The following is a 17,065-nucleotide window of genomic DNA, read 5'->3' as shown; positions in this document are numbered from 1 at the left end:
CGAAAACCATCGCATCGCGCGGAACGTTACCGTATCGCGATCAGATGACTACTTCGACGCCCTCGCCGGGTGGTTTACCTGACACCCGTTCGGATTCCAGCGCCTGCTGGAGGATGATCACAGCGGCTGCCTGGTCGATGACCGAGCGTCCCTTCTTGGACTTCACCCCCGAGGCCCGCAGCCCCTGACTGGCCGTCACGGTCGTCATCCGCTCGTCGACCAGCCTGACCGGCACCGGTTCGACACCCTTGGCCAGCTCCTGCGCGAAGGCCCGGACCTTGACGGCGGCCGGGCCCTCGCCTCCCTTCAGGGAGCGCGGGAGTCCGACGACGACCTCGACGGGTTCGTACTCCTCGACCAGTTGCCGCAGCCTGCGGTGGGCCGCCGGGATGTCCCGGCCGGGGACCGTCTCGACCGGGGTGGCGAGGATCCCGTCGGGGTCACACGAGGCGACCCCGATCCGGGCGTCCCCGACGTCGATCGCGAGTCGACGTCCTTTGCGCATTTCCGACCGTTTCCTTACTTGGCGGTCTCGGTCACGAGGCGTTCGACGGCGTCGATGGCCTCGCCGACCGCGGCCGGGTTCTGGCCGCCGCCCTGGGCGACGTCCGGCTTGCCGCCACCGCCGCCGCCGAGCGTCTTGGCGGCGGTGCGGACCAGGTCACCGGCCTTGAGGCCGCGGTCGCGGGCGGCGTCGTTGGTGGCGATGACCGTGAGCGGCTTGCCGTTGTTGACCGTGAACAGGGCGACCACGGCGGCGCGCCCGCCCTGGATGCGGCCGCGCACGTCGAGAACGAGCTTGCGCAGGTCGTCCGGGGTGGTGCCGTCCGGGAGCTGGCCGGTCACCACGGCGATGCCGCGGATGTCCTTGGCGGACTCGACGAGGCCACCGGCGGCCTGCAGCACCTTCTCGGCGCGGAACTTCTCGATCTCCTTCTCGGCGTCCTTCAGCTTGCCGAGCATCGCGGAGACCTTCTCCGGCAGCTCCTCCGGGCGGCCCTTGATCAGCTCCTGGAGCTGGGCGACGACCGTGTGCTCACGGGCCAGGAAGTTGTAGGCGTCGACGCCGACGAGGGCCTCGATACGGCGTACCCCCGAGCCGATCGAGGACTCGCCGAGCAGCTTCACCAGGCCCAGCTGGGAGGTGTTGTGGACGTGGGTGCCGCCGCACAGCTCCTTGGAGAAGTCGCCGATGGTCACCACGCGGACCCGCTCGCCGTACTTCTCGCCGAACTCGGCGATGGCGCCCTGCTTCTTGGCCTCGTCGATGGCCATGACGTCGGCGCGCACGTCGAGGTCGCGGGCGAGCACCTCGTTGATCTTCTGCTCCACGTCGGTCATCACGGCCGTCGGAACGGCGGACGGCGAGCCGAAGTCGAAGCGGAAGCGGCCGGGCTGGTTCTCCGAACCGGCCTGGGCGGCCGTCGGGCCGAGGGCGTCGCGCAGCGCCTGGTGGGTGAGGTGGGTGGCCGAGTGGGCGCGGGCGATGGCGGTCCGGCGCCGGGAGTCGATCGCGGCGTGGGCCTTGGCGCCGACCGTCACCTCGCCGACCAGCACGACGCCCTTGTGGACGTAGACGCCCGGGACCGGCTTCTGGGTGTCGCGGATCTCGATGACGGCACCGGTGTCGACCCTGATCCGGCCGGTGTCGCCGATCTGGCCGCCGCCCTCGGCGTAGAACGGGGTACGGTCCAGGACGATCTCGACCTCGTCGCCCTCACTGGCGGCCGGGGAGGAGACGCCGTCGACGAGGATGCCGACGATCGTGGTCTCGCCCTCGGTGTCGGAGTAGCCGATGAAGTCGGTCTCGCCGGTCCTGTCGGCGATCTCGCGGTAGGCGCCGGCCCCGGCGTGCCCGGTCTTCTTGGCCTGGGCGTCGGCCTTGGCGCGCTCCCGCTGCTCCTTCATCAGGCGGCGGAAGCCCTCCTCGTCCACCGAGAGGCCCTGTTCGGCGGCCATTTCGAGGGTGAGGTCGATCGGGAAGCCCCAGGTGTCGTGGAGCAGGAACGCCTTGTCGCCGGCGAGCACGGAGCCGCCGGACTCCTTGGTCTCGGTGACGGCCGTGTCGAGGATGTTGGTGCCGGCCTTCAGCGTCTTGAGGAAGGCGTTCTCCTCGGCGACGGCCACCTTCTCGATGCGCTCGCGGTCGGTGACCAGCTCCGGGTACTGCTGGCCCATCATGGCGATCACGGTGTCGATGAGGTCGAGGACGACCGGGCCGGTGGCGCCGAGGAGGCGCATGTTGCGGATGGCGCGGCGCATGATGCGGCGCAGCACGTAGCCGCGGCCCTCGTTGCCGGGGGTGACGCCGTCGCCGATGAGCATGACCGACGTGCGCATGTGGTCGGTGACGACGCGCAGCGAGACGTCCGAGGCGTGGGCGTCGCCGTAGCGGACGCCGGTCAGCTCGGTGGCCTTCTTGATGACGGCCATGGACGTGTCGATCTCGTACATGTTCTGCACGCCCTGCAGAATCATGGCGAGACGCTCCAGGCCGAGGCCCGTGTCGATGTTCTTGCTGGGCAGCTCGCCGAGGATCTCGAAGTTGTCCTTGCCGATGCCCTCGCCGCGCTCGTACTGCATGAAGACCAGGTTCCAGATCTCCACGTACCGCTCGTCGTTGACGGCCGGGCCGCCCTCGACGCCGAACTCGGGGCCGCGGTCGTAGTTGATCTCGGAACACGGGCCGCACGGGCCGGGGACGCCCATGGACCAGTAGTTGTCCTTCATGCCGAGGCGCTGGATGCGCTCCTTCGGCACGCCGATGACCTCGTGCCAGATGCGCTCGGCCTCGTCGTCGTCCTTGTAGACGGTGATCCACAGCCGGTCCGGTTCCAGGCCGTAACCGCCCTTGTCCTGGGGCGTGGTCAGCAGCTCCCAGGCGTACTTGATGGCGCCTTCCTTGAAGTAGTCGCCGAAGGAGAAGTTGCCGCACATCTGGAAGAAGGTGCCGTGCCGGGTGGTCTTGCCGACCTCTTCGATGTCGGGGGTGCGCACGCACTTCTGCACGCTGGTGGCGCGCGCCCACGGCGGCTTGACCTCACCGAGGAAGTAGGGCTTGAAGGGCACCATGCCGGCCGGGACGAGGAGCAGAGTCGGGTCGTCCGCGATGAGCGACGCCGAAGGGACGACGGTGTGCCCGCGCTCCTCGTAGAAGCTCAGCCAGCGGCGGCGAATCTCAGCCGACTCCATCAGTGGTCCTCATTCCGGTTGTACGAGTACGTCGTCCTGTCATCGGCGTACTTCGGGTTGCTGCGGTTCTCGATGGCGGCGAACCGCCGGGGTGCGGGGAGTTCGGGGTCAGCGTTGATACCGAGCGCGTCGCCCAGTTCCTCCTCCCGCTGGGCCATGTTGTCGCGGACGTCCAGCGCGAAGCCGATCGCCCGGTCCTTGATCCGGTGACCGGTCTCCAGGGCCTTGTTCGCGGCGGTGGCGGCGAGGCTCTCGGGGGTCAGCTGCCTCAGCTTGCGGTTGACCTTGGTGGTGGCCCACACTCCGGCGGCGACACCGGTGGTGAACCAGAACGTACGGCGGAACATATGGCCTGGCTCCTACTTTCCCCGGTTCTTCCGCCGGGCGGCCGGGACCGTCCGGCCCACGATCACCGTACGCCCGGGCTCCTTCACGGGCACGTCCGCCTTGCGGCCGGCCAGTGCCCGGCGCACGCCGTAGCCGAAGGCCGCGACCTTGACCAGGGGGCCGCCGAAGGTGGAGGCGACCGTGGTGGACAGCGCGGAGGCGTTGGACGTGACCTCCTGGACGTCGGAGGCGATCGCGTCGACCCGCTCGATCTGGGTCTGCGCGGAGCGGACGGCCGCGGAGGCGTCGGCGAGCAGCGGGACGGCCTGATCGGTCACGTCCGCCACGAGCTTGGTCGTCGCCTTGAGCGTCTGGGCCAGCCTCACGAGTGCCACCGCGAGGAAGGAGACCAGGATCGCCCAGAAGACGGCCACCAGGATCCCGGCCACCTCTCCACCGGACACCGCGCGCACCCGCTTCCCGCTCTTCCGCGAAATCGACTGAGCACTGAGCCTATCGCGCGGGACGTGCGGGTCCGTACCGGATTACCGCGCGCGAGCGGCGGAGTTGCGGGAAGCGGCTGTACGGACCGAACACGCTTGAGTACGCTCCGTGTCCCATGCGAGGTCCTCAGCGCCCCGGCCCTTCGGCGGACGGCAATCTACCCCTGGAACTGACCGCGTTCGTGGGCCGCGCGGCCGAACTCGGCGAGCTGACCCGGGTCCTGGAGTCCAGCCGGCTGGTGACGGTGACCGGGCCGGGCGGCGTGGGAAAGTCCCGGCTGGCGGCCCGGGCGGCGGCCGGTGCCGCACCCCGGGACGGGGTCTGGCGGGTGGATCTGGCGCCGGTGCGCGATCCGGAGTTCGTGGACTACGCGGTCGTGGAAGCGCTCGGGCTGACCGACCACACCACCCGGCTGCCGCGCGAGACCCTCGTCGATCAGCTGGCCGGCCGCCGGATCCTGCTGCTGCTCGACGGGGTCGAGCATCTGGTCGACGCGTGCGCCGGGCTGGTGGCCGGGCTGCTGCGGCAGCTGCCGGACCTGGCCGTGCTGGCGGTGGGCCGACGGCCGCTCGGGGTCGCCGGCGAGCGGCTGTTCCCGCTGGGGCCGCTCGGCGCGGACGAGGCGGTGGAGCTGTTCGCCGAGCGCGCCGGGCGGCAGGGGCTCCAGGTGCGGGACTGCCCGGAGGTGCGCGAGGTGTGCCGGCGCCTGGACGGGATCCCGCTGGCGGTCGAGCTGGCGGCGGGGCGGCTGCGGGCGCTGTCGCCCGGGCAGTTGCTGGCGCGGCTCGACGACCGGTTCCGGCTGCTGACCGGCGGCGGGCAGGACGCGCTCCCCCGCCACCGGACGCTGCGCACCGCGATCGGCTGGAGCCACGAACTGTGCACGCCCGCCGAGCGGTTGCTCTGGGCCCGGCTGTCGGTGTTCGCGGGGACCTTCGACCTGGAGGCCGCCGAGTACGTGTGCAGCGGGGACGGGCTGGCGGCCGAGGAGGTCCTGGACGTGCTGACGGAGCTGCTCGCCCAGTCGGTGGTCTCGCGTGCGGAGACGGGGTCGGGCGTGCGCTACCGGATGCTCGACACCGTGCGGGCGTACGGCGCGGACTGGCTCGCGGCGGCGGGGGACGCGGAGCGGCTGCGGCGCCGGCACCGCGACTGGTTCATGGGGCTGGCGACCTGGTGCGAGCTGGAGTGGTTCTCGCCGCGGCAGGGCGAGGTGGCCGCGCGGGTCGAGGCCGAACTGCCGAATCTGCGGTCGGCCCTGGACCGCTGCCTGACCGAGCCGGACGAGGCGCACCTGGGGCAGTACCTGGCGGGCTCGCTGTGGTTCTGCTGGGCGGGCTGCGGGCGGCTCTCGGAGGGGCGGCGCTGGCTGGAGCGGAGTCTGGAGCTGGACTCGGAGTATCCGCGGTCCCGGCTGAAGGCGCTGTGGGTGCTGGGCTACGTGGCGATCCTCCAGGGCGAGGCGGTGCCCGCCCTCGCCGCGCTCCGGGAGTGCCGTGCGGAGGCCGAGGTGGCCGCCGACCCGACGGCGGTGGCGTACGCGGAGCACCGGACGGGCTGTCTGGCGCTGGTCACGGACGACATGGCGCGCGCCGAGACGCTGCTGCGCTCGGCGCTGGTCCGCTACCAGGAGATCGGCGAGCTCAACAGCAATGTCCTGATGGGCCAGGTCGAGCTGGCGATGACCAGGGCGTTCCGCGGCGATCTGGCGGACGCGGTGCGGCTGTGCGAGGACGTGCGCCGGGTGTGCGAGGACCACGGCGAACGCTGGGCCCGCTCGTACGCGCTGTACGTGCTGGCGTACGCGGCCTGGCAGGACGGCGACCACGCGGCGGCCCGGGAGCTGCTGACCGACTGCCTGGTCCACGCCCACGGTTTCCGGGACCTGCTGGGTTCGGTGCTGGCGATCGAGCTGCTCGCCCTGGTGACGGTGGCGCAGGGTGATCCCGCGGAGGCGGCGGTGCTGCAGGGCGCCGCCGGGCGCATGTGGCCGTCGGTGGGCCTGCCGCTGTTCGGCTCGGCGCACTACAACGCCCCGCACCAGCTGTGCGAGGCGACGGCCCGGCGGGCGCTGGGCGACGAACGGTACGCGGAGTGCGTACGGCAGGGGGCACTGCTGGACCGGGAGGCGGCGGTGGCCCGGGCGCTGGAGTACTTCGGCGTGCGTCCGGTGGACGTACTGCCCGCGCCCCGGGGGCCGGTACGGCGGCAACCGGACGGCGCCGGCATGCGGAAGCCCGCCGCCTCGCCCACCCGGAAGGGCGGGGAGACGGCGGGCTGACGCTGAGCTGCTACATCCGGCCGGTGATCAGCGGGCGTAGTACTCGACGACGAGCTGCTCGTCGCAGATGACCGGAACTTCCTTGCGGTTCGGCTCGCGGTCCAGGCGGAACGCCAGGGCCTTGAGGTTCACCTGCAGGTAGCGGGGGGTCTCGCCGTCGGGGGCGAAGCCGCCCTCACGGGCGATCTGGAAGAGCGTCTTGTCCTTGGAACGGTCGCGGACCTGCACGACGTCGTCCGGGCGGACCCGGAAGGACGGCTTGTCGGTCTTCTGGCCGTTGACCTGGATGTGGCCGTGGACGACCATCTGGCGGGCCTGGTAGATCGTGCGGGCGATGCCCGAACGCAGGACCAGCGCGTCGAGGCGGCGCTCCAGCTCGACGATCAGGGCCTCACCGGTCTTGCCCTGCACCTTGGAGGCACGCTCGTAGGCACGGACCAGCTGACGCTCGGAGATGTCGTACTGCGCGCGCAGACGCTGCTTCTCCAGCAGACGGACCTTGTAGTCCGAGTTCTGCTTGCGGCCACGGCCGTGCTCACCCGGCGGGTAGGGGCGGGCCTCGAAGTACTTGACGGCCTTCGGGGTCAGCGCGATGCCGAGGGCACGCGACTTCTTGACCTTGGGGCGGGACTGGTTCGCCACTGTCTCTTTCTTCCTTCTGATATTCGGCTTGTCAGGGTTGAGGGAGGTCGCAATCCGCAGCCGGGGAAACCCTCCGGATCCCGTTGCCGGGTCTGGTGGGCAGCCGCTCCCCTGGTCTGGGCACATACGTGCAGCACGCGAGTGGCCCACCGACCGGTCCCATCGTCTGTGACCCGATGGATGGTGGTGGGCTGCCCGCGACACCGTTCGACGGTGCGCGACGCTCCTGGAGCCCCCTGACGGGGGTTCCGGCCGGCTGTCCCGCTCTGACTGCGCGGGACTCGGCGCTCGGGGAAGTCTACAGGCTGCTCAGGACCGCCTGCGACCGAGGTGCTTCCTGGTCCACTCGACCGCGTCGGCGTACCGGGCCTCGGAGCCGTGCCGGGTCGGGGTGTAGTACTCGCGGTCCCGGACGGTGTCCGGGGCGTACTGCTGCTCGGCGATGCCCTCGGGCAGGTCGTGCGGGTAGACGTAGCCCTGCGCGTGCCCGAGCTTGGCCGCGCCCTTGTAGTGGCCGTCGCGCAGGTGCGGGGGCACCTGGCCGGCCAGGCCTCCGCGGACGTCCGCCAGCGCGGCGCCGATCGCGGTGGTCGCGGAGTTGGACTTGGGGGCGAGCGCGAGGGCGATGGTGGCGTGGCTGAGGGTGAGGGCGGCCTCGGGGAAGCCGATCATGGCGACGGCCTGGGCGGCGGCCACGGCTATGGGCAGGGCGTTCGGGTCGGCGAGGCCGATGTCCTCGCTCGCCGAGATCATCAGGCGGCGGGCGATGAAGCGGGGGTCCTCACCGGCCTCGATCATGCGGGCCAGGTAGTGCAGGGCCGCGTCCACGTCGGAGCCCCTGATGGACTTGATCAGGGCGCTGGCGACGTCGTAGTGCTGGTCGCCGTCGCGGTCGTACTTCACCGCGGCCCGGTCGACGACCTCCTCCAGGGTGCCCAGGCCGATCTCCGTCTCGCCCTTGTCGAGGGCGGCCCCGGCGGCGGCCTCCAGGGCGGTCAGGGCACGGCGGGCGTCGCCGCCGGCGATGCGCAGCAGGTGCTCCTCGGTGTCCGCGGGGAGGGCGACGGCCTCCTTGAGGCCCCGCTCATCGGTGAGGGCCCGGCGCAGCAGGCCCCGGACGTCGTCGTCGGTGAGCGGTTCGAGGGTGAGGAGCAGGGAGCGGGAGAGCAGCGGGGAGATCACCGAGAAGTACGGGTTCTCGGTGGTCGCGGCGATCAGGGTGACCCAGCGGTTCTCGACGGCCGGGAGCAGGGAGTCCTGCTGGGCCTTGCTGAAGCGGTGGATCTCGTCCAGGAAGAGGACGGTCTCCTTGCCGTATCCCCCGGTGGCGCGGCGGGCGCCGTCGATGACCGCGCGGACCTCCTTGACGCCCGCGGTGATCGCGGAGAGCTCCACGAACCGCTTGTCGGTCGCCTTGGAGACGACGTACGCGAGGGTCGTCTTGCCGGTGCCGGGCGGCCCCCAGAGGATCACGGACGACGGTCCGGCCGGGCCGCCGGAACCGGCGCCGACCAGTCTGCGCAGCGGGGATCCCGGCTTGAGCAGGTGCTGCTGGCCCACCACCTCGTCGAGGGTGCGCGGGCGCATCCGTACCGCCAGGGGGCTCCCGGTCGGGTCCTTCTCCTGGCGTTCTTCTGCGGCGGCGGTGAACAGGTCGGGTTCCACGCTGAAACCCTAAGTCACGGCACTGACAATCCGGCCCGGGCCGCCTGTGGCCCCGGTCGTCAGCTGGTCCAGAAGTCCCACCAGCGGGTCAGGATGAGCATGCCGATGATGCCGATGTGCAGGACCGGCAGCACCCAGGTGAACTCGCCGAAGAACGACTTCAGCCAGTTCGGGGCCGGCAGGAAACCCTTGCGGATGTTGAAGGAGGTCACGTACCAGAACATGGTGATCGTGGCGACCCAGGCCAGCGAGCACCACAGGCACAGCGCGTTGATCCGGTACAGGGACTGGAACTGCAGCCAGGTGCAGAAGCCCACGCCGAAGAGCGTGCCGAAGTTGAAGGTCAGCCAGTACCAGCGCGGGAAGCGGGCGCGGGCCAGCAGGCTCATGCCGACGCAGATGACGATGCCGTAGCAGACCAGGCCGAGCATCGGGTTCGGGAAGCCGAAGGCGGCGGCCTGCTTGGACTCCATGACGCTGCCGCAGGAGACCACCGGGTTGAGGCTGCACCCGGGGGTGAAGGTCTTGCCCTCGACCTTGGCTTCCAGCAGCTTGAACTTGTCGATCGTGATGACCCAGGCGGCCAGCAGGCCCGCGGCGCCGGTGATGATCAGCAGCAGCGCGAAGGCGAGACTGCCGCCCTCGGTGCGCTGCGCCGCGGAGGCGTGCTCGGGCTCGGGCTCGGTGGAGACGTCCTTGACTGTCGTCTTGCTCATCACGCCGATTCCGTGTGTTTGAGAGTTGGAACTTCTTCGGGCAGGGGCCATTGTGCCGCACGAGGCACCCTCTCCACCGTTCGGTGGACATAAGGAAGTACGCACGGACGCCCCGAAAAGCTCGGTTCCGGCCGATGCTCGGAGCCATGACAGCACACGGAAACGAACGCGCGGTGCGCGTCCGCGGGCTGCGCAGGCGGTACGGCGGCGTGACCCCCGTGACCCCGGTGGACGGCATCGACCTGGGCATCCGGCGGGGCGAGGGTTCGGCCTGCTCGGACCCGGCGGCGGGCACGCGCGCGGGGCGATCCCGGGTGGGCATCGCCCGGCAGGACGAATCGGCGCCCGCCGAGTTGACGGTCCGGTGATTCGCGCACTGATCCCAAGGCGGACAGCCGGATCAAGGCTTCTCGCGCGGCCGGCGCCGCCGCCTGGACGTGGCGCTCGCCGTGCTCGGCGGCCCCGAGCTCCTGCTCCCGCTCCCGGACGAGCCGACGACCGGCTTGCGCGCAGCGTACGAATGCCGCGCACACCCACTCGGAGAGATCGACAAGGGTTTACCGTGCCGGTCAACTGCGTTGGTTCTGCGACGAGTCGACCGGCCGATGGCAGGGGCGCCGGCTACCCGGCCCGTCAGCCGAGCCTCGACTCCAGCTCCGCCACGATCTCGTTGACGCCCACCGCCGACTGCTCGCCGGACTCCATGTCCTTCAACTGGACGACGCCCTCGGCGAGGTCCCGTTCGCCGGCGACGATCGCGTAGCGGGCACCGCTGCGGTTGGCGTTCTTCATGGCGCCCTTGAGGCCCTTGGCGCCGTAGGAGAAGTCCGCCGCGATGCCCACCCGGCGCAGCTCCGTGACCTTCGCGAAGAGCACGCGCCGCGCCTCCTCGCCGAGCGGCACCGCGAACACGCTGGTGGCGGACGGGATGTCGAGTTCGACACCCTCGGCCTCCAGCGCCAGCACCGTGCGGTCGACGCCCAGGGCCCAGCCGACGGACGGCAGCGCGGGGCCGCCGATCATCTCGGAGAGGCCGTCGTAGCGGCCGCCGCCGCCCACCGCGGACTGGGAGCCCAGGCCGTCGTGGACGAACTCGAAGGTCGTGCGGGTGTAGTAGTCCAGGCCGCGGACCAGCTTCGGGTCGTCCTCGAAGGCGACGCCCGCCGCCGTGATCAGCTCGCGGACCTCCTCGTGGTAGGCCTTGCAGGCGTCGCAGAGGTAGTCGCCCAGCAGGGGGGCGCCGCCGAGCTGCCTCTGGACCGACTCGCGCTTGTCGTCCAGGACGCGCAGCGGGTTGATCTCGGCGCGGCGGAGGGTGTCCTCGTCCAGGTCCAGGCCGCGCAGGAAGTCCTGGAGCGCCGCGCGGTACACCGGGCGGCACTCCTTGTCGCCCAGACTGTTGAGCAGGATGCGGAAGTTCCGCAGGCCCAGCGAGCGGTACGCCTGGTCGGCCAGGATGATCAGCTCGGCGTCCAGGGCCGGGTCCTCGGCGCCGATCGCCTCGGCACCGACCTGCGAGAAGTGGCGGTAGCGGCCTGCCTGCGGCTGCTCGTACCGGTAGTACGAGCCGGAGTACCAGAGCTTGACCGGAAGGTTGCCCTGCCGGTGCAGGTTCGCCTCCAGAGCGGCGCGCAGGACCGAGGCGGTGCCTTCGGGCCGCAGGGCCAGCCTGTCGCCGCCCTTTGTCTCGAAGGCGTACATCTCCTTGGTCACGATGTCGGTCGACTCGCCGACACCGCGTGCGAACAGCTCGACGTTCTCGAAGCCGGGCGTCTCGATGAAGCCATAGCCGGAGTTCCGCAACGGTCCGGCGATCGCCTCGCGCACCGCGAGGAACTTCGCGGACCGGGGCGGGATCAGGTCGTACGTGCCCTTGGGGGCCTGAAAGGTGCTCACGGAAGTTCTCGTCACATTCCTCGTCGGGGAGCGTCGGCTTGCGCTCCCTGGCCGGCGGCCACCTGCCGCAAGTAGGCGTTGGTGGCGCGCTCCTGGCCGATGGTCGTCTGGGGGCCGTGGCCGGACAGCACCACGGTGGAGTCGTCGAGCGGCAGGCAGACACGGGCCAGCGAGGCCAGCATGTCGTCCATGGAACCGCCCGGCAGGTCCGTGCGTCCGATGGAGCCGGCGAAGAGCAGATCGCCCGAGAAGAAGACCGACGGGACGTCGGCCGTCTCCGGCATCTGGAAGGTCACCGACCCCCTGGTATGGCCCGGCGCGTGCGCGACGGAGAACTCGAGTCCGGCCAGCTCCAGCTTGGCGCCGTCGGCCAGTTCGAGGACGTCGTCCGGCTCCCCCACGGTCAGCTCGCCCATCAGCGGCATGCCGATGGACCGGCCGAGCGCCTTCTCGGGGTCGCTCAGCATGTACCGGTCCTCGGGGTGGATCCAGGCCGGTACGTCGTGCGCTCCGCAGACGGGGACGACCGAGGCGACGTGGTCGATGTGGCCGTGGGTGAGGACGACGGCGACGGGCTTGAGCCGATGCTTCCGCAGTGCTTCCTCGACGCCTTCGGCGGCCTGGTGGCCGGGGTCGATGATCACGCACTCCTCACCGGCGGCGGGGGCGACGAGATAACAGTTCGTCCCCCAGGCCCCGGCGGGGAACCCGGCAATGAGCACGATCGTCCTTCGTTGTGTCGATTCGGGTGGCTGCAAGCTGTGGTCCAGAGCCTACCGGCGCTGCCGTTTCCTCAGCGAACCCATATACGGTACGGGGCTACACGCAGTGGTCGGCTCACACAGCGCACAGGACGCACGCGTACCGGTCGACATACGACACGCATGAGGAGAGAACCCGGTGGTCAGCCAGGAGCAGCGGCGGCGTCAGCTCGCCCGGGAGAAGTTCTTGCGGCAGCAGCAGCGGCGTACCAGCGCACGACGCAGAACACGCATGCGCAACTCCGTGATCGCGTCAACACTCGGCGTGCTCGTGATCGTCGGCGTCACGCTGTACACGACCGGTGCGTTCAAGAAGGACGACAAGGTGAACGCCGGCTCGGAGACGACGCCGAGCGCCGTGCCCAGCGCCAGCAAGGCACCGGACCCGTGCGAGAAGGCCGCGGCCGGCTCGGTGAAGAAGATGAGCTGGAAGAAGGAGCCGGCGATGACGATCGACGCGTCGGCGAAGTACACGATGACGCTGTCGACGACCTGCGGCGACATCGGCATCGCGATGAAGACGTCGGCGGCTCCGCACACCGTGAACTCGTTCGACTTCCTCGCGTCGAAGGGCTACTTCGACCACAGCAAGTGCCACCGGCTCACCACCAACGGCATCTACGTGCTGCAGTGCGGCGACCCCACGGGGACCGGAAGCGGCGGTCCCGGATACACGATCCCCGACGAGAACCTGAAGGACACGAGCCTCAAGGGCGGCATCTACCCGGCGGGTACGGTCGCGATGGCCAACACGGGCCAGAAGCACACCGGTGGCAGCCAGTTCTTCCTCGTCTACCAGGACAGCCAGTTGCCGCCCAGCTACGCCCCGTTCGGCACGGTCGACGCGGCCGGGATGAAGATCCTCAAGAAGATCGCCGCCGCCGGTGAGACCACGGGACAGGGTGACGGAGCCCCGAACGCGACGGTCGTGATCAACAAGGCCACGGTCACGAAATCCTGACCACGAACTGCGAAATTTCGGTCGCGCGGGATGCGGACAGGCAACCCGCCGGTCGCCTATGTTGGCCGTGACGAAACTGTGGACGATGCCCGGGGGCGCTGAGGCCCCTCGCGGGCATCATGTGGAGGAGGCGCTGTGAGCAGCGACCCGTGGGGCCGCGTCGACGAGACGGGGACCGTGTACGTGCGTACGGCCGACGGCGAGCAGGTCGTCGGGTCCTGGCAGGCCGGCTCCCCTGAGGAGGCGCTGGCCTACTTCGAGCGCAAGTACGAGGGCCTGGTTGTCGAGATCGGCCTCCTCGAAAAGCGAGTACAGACCACCGACCTGTCCGCGAAGGACGCCCAGGCCGCCATCGACCACCTGCGCGAGCAGGTGGAGGCGCACCACGCGGTCGGTGACCTGGAGGCGCTGCGCACCCGGCTGGGCGAGCTGGTGAAGACCGTGGACTCGCGCCGCGAGGAGCGCAAGGCGCAGCGTGCCAAGCAGTCCGACGAGGCCCGTCAGGCCAAGGAGGACCTGGTCACCGAGGCGGAGCAGCTGGCACAGTCCGACCAGTGGCGGGCGGCCGGTGAGCGGCTGCGGTCCCTGGTGGACACCTGGAAGGGCCTGCCGCGCCTGGACCGCAAGTCGGACGACGAGCTGTGGCACCGCTTCTCGCACGCCCGGTCGGCGTTCTCCAAGCGTCGCAAGGCGCACTTCGCGCAGCTCGACGCCCAACGCGAGGACGCCCGCAAGGTCAAGGAGAAGCTGGTCGCCGAGGCGGAGGCGCTGTCGGACTCGACGGACTGGGGTCCGACGGCCGCGCGCTACCGCGAGCTGATGGCCGAGTGGAAGGCCGCGGGCCGGGCCCAGCGCGAGCACGAGGACGACCTGTGGAACCGCTTCCGCGGCGCCCAGGACGTGTTCTTCGCGGCGCGCGGTTCCGCCTTCGCGGAGCGGGACGCGGAGCAGACGGAGAACCTGAAGCTGAAGGAGGAGCTGGCCGCCGAGGCCGAGAAGCTCCTGCCGATCACGGACCTGAAGTCCGCTCGGTCCGCCTTCCGCTCGATCAACGAGCGGTGGGAGGCCATCGGCCACGTGCCGCGCGACGCGCGGCCGAAGGTCGAGGGCCGGATGCACACGGTCGACCGGGCCATCCAGGAGGCCGAGGAGGCCGAGTGGCGCCGGACCAACCCGGAGGCACGCGCGCGTGCCGCGGGCCTGACCGGCCAGCTGCAGGCCGCCGTCGACAAGCTGCGGACGCAGATCGACCAGGCCCGCGCCCAGGGCAACGCGTCGAAGGCGGAGAAGCTGGAGCGTGAGCTGGAAGGCCGCCAGGCGCTCCTGGACCAGGCTCTGAAGGGCCTCCAGGAGTTCGGCGGCTAGCCGGACAGGACACACGACGAGAGGGGCCCCGTACGCGGCGTACGGGGCCCCTCTCGTCGTGTGCCTGACCGCCGCTAGGAACGGTTGCGCGCCGAGGTGACCCGGTAGACGTCGTACACGCCCTCCACGCCCCGTACGGCCTTCAGGACGTGGCCCAGGTGCTTGGGGTCGCCCATCTCGAAGGTGAAGCGGGAGGTGGCCACCCGGTCGCGGGAGGTCTGGACGGCCGCGGAGAGGATGTTGACGTGCTGGTCGGACAGGACGCGGGTGACGTCGGAGAGGAGCCGGGAGCGGTCCAGGGCCTCGACCTGGATGGCGACCAGGAAGACCGAGGACTGGGTGGGCGCCCACTCGACGTCGAGGATGCGCTCGGGCTCGCGGGACAGTGACTCGACGTTGACGCAGTCGCTGCGGTGCACCGAGACCCCGCTGCCGCGCGTGACGAAGCCGATGATCGGGTCGCCGGGCACGGGGGTGCAGCAGCGGGCCAGCTTGACCCAGACGTCGTCGACGCCCTTCACGACCACACCGGGGTCCTGGCTGCTGCGCCGCTTGCTGCGGCGGCCGCGGGTCGGCGGGACCGCCTCGTCCATCTCCTCGGTGGCCGCCTCCTCGCCGCCGAGCGCCTGCACCAGCTTCTGCACGACGTTCTGCGCGGCCACATGACCCTCGCCGATCGCCGCGTACAGCGAGGAGATGTCCGGGTAGCGCATCTCGTGCGCCAGCGTCACCAGCGAGTCACCGGTGAGGATGCGCTGGATCGGCAGGTTCTGCTTGCGCATCGCGCGGACGATGGCGTCCTTGCCCTGCTCGATCGCCTCGTCCCGGCGCTCCTTGGAGAACCAGCCGCGGATCTTGTTGCGGGCCCGCGGGGACTTGACGAAGCCGAGCCAGTCCCGGGACGGTCCGGCACCGGTGGCCTTGGAGGTGAAGACCTCGACCAGGTCGCCGTTGTCCAGCGTCGATTCGAGCGGGACGAGGCGGCCGTTGACCCTGGCGCCTATCGTGCGGTGGCCGACCTCGGTGTGGACCGCGTACGCGAAGTCGACCGGGGTGGCACCGGCCGGGAGCGCTATGACGTCGCCCTTGGGCGTGAAGACGAAGACCTCGTTGCGGGACAGGTCGAAGCGCAGGGACTCCAGGAACTCGCTGGGGTCCTCGGTCTCCTTCTGCCAGTCCAGCAACTGCCGCAGCCACGCCATGTCGTTGAGGTGGTCGTCCTTGCCCTTGCCGGACGACTTGGGCACGTCGCTACGGACCTTGGAGGCGCCGGCCACGGCCTCCTGCTTGTACTTCCAGTGCGCCGCGATGCCGTACTCGGCGCGACGGTGCATGTCGAACGTGCGGATCTGGAGTTCGACGGGCTTGCCGTTGGGGCCGATGACCGTCGTGTGCAGCGACTGGTACATGTTGAACTTGGGCATCGCGATGTAGTCCTTGAAGCGCCCCGGAACCGGGTTCCAGCGCGCGTGGACGGTGCCCAGGGCCGCGTAGCAGTCGCGGACGGTGTCCACCAGGACGCGGATGCCCACCAGGTCGTAGATCTCCGCGAAGTCCCGGCCGCGGACGATCATCTTCTGGTAGACGCTGTAGTAGTGCTTCGGGCGGCCGGTGACGGTCGCCTTGATGCGGGCGGCGCGCAGGTCGGCCTGGACCTCGTCGGTCACTATCGCCAGGTACTCGTCGCGCTTGGGAGCGCGCTCGGCGACCAGGCGGACGATCTCGTCGTACATCTTGGGGTAGAGGATCGCGAACGCGAGGTCCTCCAGCTCCCACTTGATGGTGTTCATGCCCAGCCGGTGGGCGAGCGGCGCGTAGATCTCCAGGGTCTCGCGCGCCTTCTTCTCCTGTTTCTCGCGCTTGAGGTAGCGCATGGTGCGCATGTTGTGCAGGCGGTCGGCGAGCTTGATGACCAGGACGCGCGGGTCCTTGGCCATGGCGACGACCATCTTGCGCACGGTCTCGGCCTGCGCGGCCTCGCCGAACTTGACCTTGTCCAGTTTGGTCACGCCGTCGACGAGCAGCGCGACGACGTCGCCGAAGTCGCGGCGCAGGTCCTCCAGGCCGTACTCGGTGTCCTCGACGGTGTCGTGCAGCAGGCCCGCCATCAGGGTCGCCGGGTCCATGCCCAGCTCGGCGAGGATCGTGGTCACCGCGAGCGGGTGGGTGATGTACGGGTCGCCGCTCTTGCGCTTCTGGCCGCGGTGCCAGCGCTCGGCGACCTGGTAGGCGCGCTCGATCTGGCGGAGCGTGGCGTTCTCGATCTTGGGGTCGTTGCTGCGGACTATGCGCAGCAGTGGCTCCAGGACCGGGTTGTACGGGTTCGCGCGCTGCACGCCGAGGCGGGCCAGGCGCGCACGGACGCGGTTGGAGGAGCCGGAGCGGGCGGGCTGGCCGCTGTTGGGGCGGGACTCGGGGCGCTCGGGCGGGGCCGGCTTCGGGCGCGAGGTCTCGGCCGACTTCTCGACCGGCGCGGACTGGGCGTGCTCGACCGGCCCATGGGTGTCGTTCTTCGTCTGCGACACGTTCGGCGCGGGCTTGGCCGCGGGCGCCGAGGCGGGCTCGGGCTTGGCGGCTGTCAGTGGCTGGGCCTCGTCTGGCAAGAGGACTCCTCGTGCGCGATCCGGGTCCCCCGGTCAGGCTCCGGAGTGCCCATGGTAGCGATCCTGGGCCATGTCATCGCCTGCAGGCCGGAGGGAGAACCGTATACGGGAGGAACACCGGAGGCTGCCGTGGGATTCCACCGGGGTGTCCT

General features: G+C 70.4%; 14 protein-coding genes. 4 read left to right on the top strand and 10 right to left on the bottom strand.

Going from position 1 to position 17,065, the window contains the following annotated elements; translation table 11 throughout:
- Positions 1-40: 40 nt before the first annotated feature.
- The 4 genes from ruvX to BLW82_RS35155 are packed head-to-tail and all read right to left on the bottom strand — an operon-like array spanning position 41 to position 3,992.
- Positions 41-505: a Holliday junction resolvase RuvX gene (gene ruvX / locus BLW82_RS35170; protein ID WP_093505364.1), complete on the bottom strand. Its 465-nt coding sequence runs from the start codon at positions 503-505 to the stop codon at positions 41-43.
- A 14-nt stretch (positions 506-519) separates the two neighbouring features.
- Entirely contained in the window at positions 520-3,192 is a 2,673-nt protein-coding gene (alaS, locus tag BLW82_RS35165) for an alanine--tRNA ligase (RefSeq protein WP_093505362.1), read from the bottom strand.
- Complete coding sequence (locus BLW82_RS35160; RefSeq protein WP_093505360.1) at positions 3,192-3,539, bottom strand: hypothetical protein; 348 nt, start codon at positions 3,537-3,539, stop codon at positions 3,192-3,194. The genes alaS and BLW82_RS35160 overlap by 1 nt, the downstream gene beginning before the upstream one ends.
- 12 nt (positions 3,540-3,551) lie before the next feature.
- Complete coding sequence (locus tag BLW82_RS35155) at positions 3,552-3,992, bottom strand: DUF948 domain-containing protein (RefSeq protein WP_093505358.1); 441 nt, start codon at positions 3,990-3,992, stop codon at positions 3,552-3,554.
- Between the two features lie 146 nt (positions 3,993-4,138).
- On the opposite strand from BLW82_RS35155, the gene BLW82_RS35150 reads away from it, so the two are divergent.
- Entirely contained in the window at positions 4,139-6,304 is a 2,166-nt protein-coding gene (locus BLW82_RS35150) for an ATP-binding protein (RefSeq protein WP_177233171.1), read from the top strand.
- 27 nt (positions 6,305-6,331) lie between these two features.
- On the opposite strand, the gene rpsD is transcribed toward BLW82_RS35150, so the two are convergent.
- From rpsD to BLW82_RS35135, 3 genes are all read right to left on the bottom strand, one after another.
- Positions 6,332-6,946, bottom strand: a complete 615-nt coding sequence (gene rpsD / locus BLW82_RS35145; protein ID WP_093505354.1) for a 30S ribosomal protein S4 — start codon at positions 6,944-6,946, stop codon at positions 6,332-6,334.
- Between the two features lie 309 nt (positions 6,947-7,255).
- Positions 7,256-8,611 carry a replication-associated recombination protein A gene (locus BLW82_RS35140; protein ID WP_093505352.1) on the bottom strand — a complete coding sequence of 452 codons (1,356 nt, stop codon included), beginning with the start codon at positions 8,609-8,611 and terminating at the stop codon, positions 7,256-7,258.
- Between the two features lie 59 nt (positions 8,612-8,670).
- Positions 8,671-9,327 (bottom strand): vitamin K epoxide reductase family protein, encoded by a 657-nt coding sequence (locus BLW82_RS35135; protein WP_093505350.1) that lies wholly within the window; start codon positions 9,325-9,327, stop codon positions 8,671-8,673.
- 146 nt (positions 9,328-9,473) lie between these two features.
- Here BLW82_RS35135 and BLW82_RS46385 point away from each other — a divergent pair, with 146 nt between their 5' ends.
- Positions 9,474-9,695, top strand: coding sequence for a hypothetical protein (locus tag BLW82_RS46385; protein WP_143063732.1), 222 nt, complete (start codon positions 9,474-9,476; stop codon positions 9,693-9,695).
- 265 nt (positions 9,696-9,960) lie between these two features.
- Here the strand turns inward: BLW82_RS46385 and hisS are convergent, their stop codons facing one another.
- The gene (gene hisS, locus BLW82_RS35125; RefSeq protein ID WP_093505346.1) at positions 9,961-11,223 is read right to left on the bottom strand and encodes a histidine--tRNA ligase; all 1,263 of its coding nucleotides are present in this window, start codon (positions 11,221-11,223) and stop codon (positions 9,961-9,963) included.
- Positions 11,224-11,234: 11 nt separating this feature from the next.
- Entirely contained in the window at positions 11,235-11,945 is a 711-nt protein-coding gene (locus BLW82_RS35120) for an MBL fold metallo-hydrolase (RefSeq protein WP_093505344.1), read from the bottom strand.
- A gap of 178 nt (positions 11,946-12,123) precedes the next feature.
- Here BLW82_RS35120 and BLW82_RS35115 point away from each other — a divergent pair, with 178 nt between their 5' ends.
- The gene (locus tag BLW82_RS35115; protein ID WP_093505342.1) at positions 12,124-12,945 is read left to right on the top strand and encodes a peptidylprolyl isomerase; all 822 of its coding nucleotides are present in this window, start codon (positions 12,124-12,126) and stop codon (positions 12,943-12,945) included.
- Between the two features lie 135 nt (positions 12,946-13,080).
- The gene (locus BLW82_RS35110) at positions 13,081-14,310 is read left to right on the top strand and encodes a DUF349 domain-containing protein (RefSeq protein ID WP_093505340.1); all 1,230 of its coding nucleotides are present in this window, start codon (positions 13,081-13,083) and stop codon (positions 14,308-14,310) included.
- 74 nt (positions 14,311-14,384) lie between these two features.
- On the opposite strand, the gene BLW82_RS35105 is transcribed toward BLW82_RS35110, so the two are convergent.
- A complete protein-coding gene (locus BLW82_RS35105; RefSeq protein ID WP_093505338.1) occupies positions 14,385-16,913 on the bottom strand; it encodes a RelA/SpoT family protein in 2,529 nt (842 codons plus the stop codon).
- Between the last annotated feature and the right edge of the window lie 152 nt (positions 16,914-17,065).

Source organism: Streptomyces sp. Ag109_O5-10, from assembly GCF_900105755.1.
In the GTDB taxonomy this organism is placed as follows: domain Bacteria; phylum Actinomycetota; class Actinomycetes; order Streptomycetales; family Streptomycetaceae; genus Streptomyces.
This window is presented reverse-complemented; position numbering and strand designations above follow the sequence as displayed.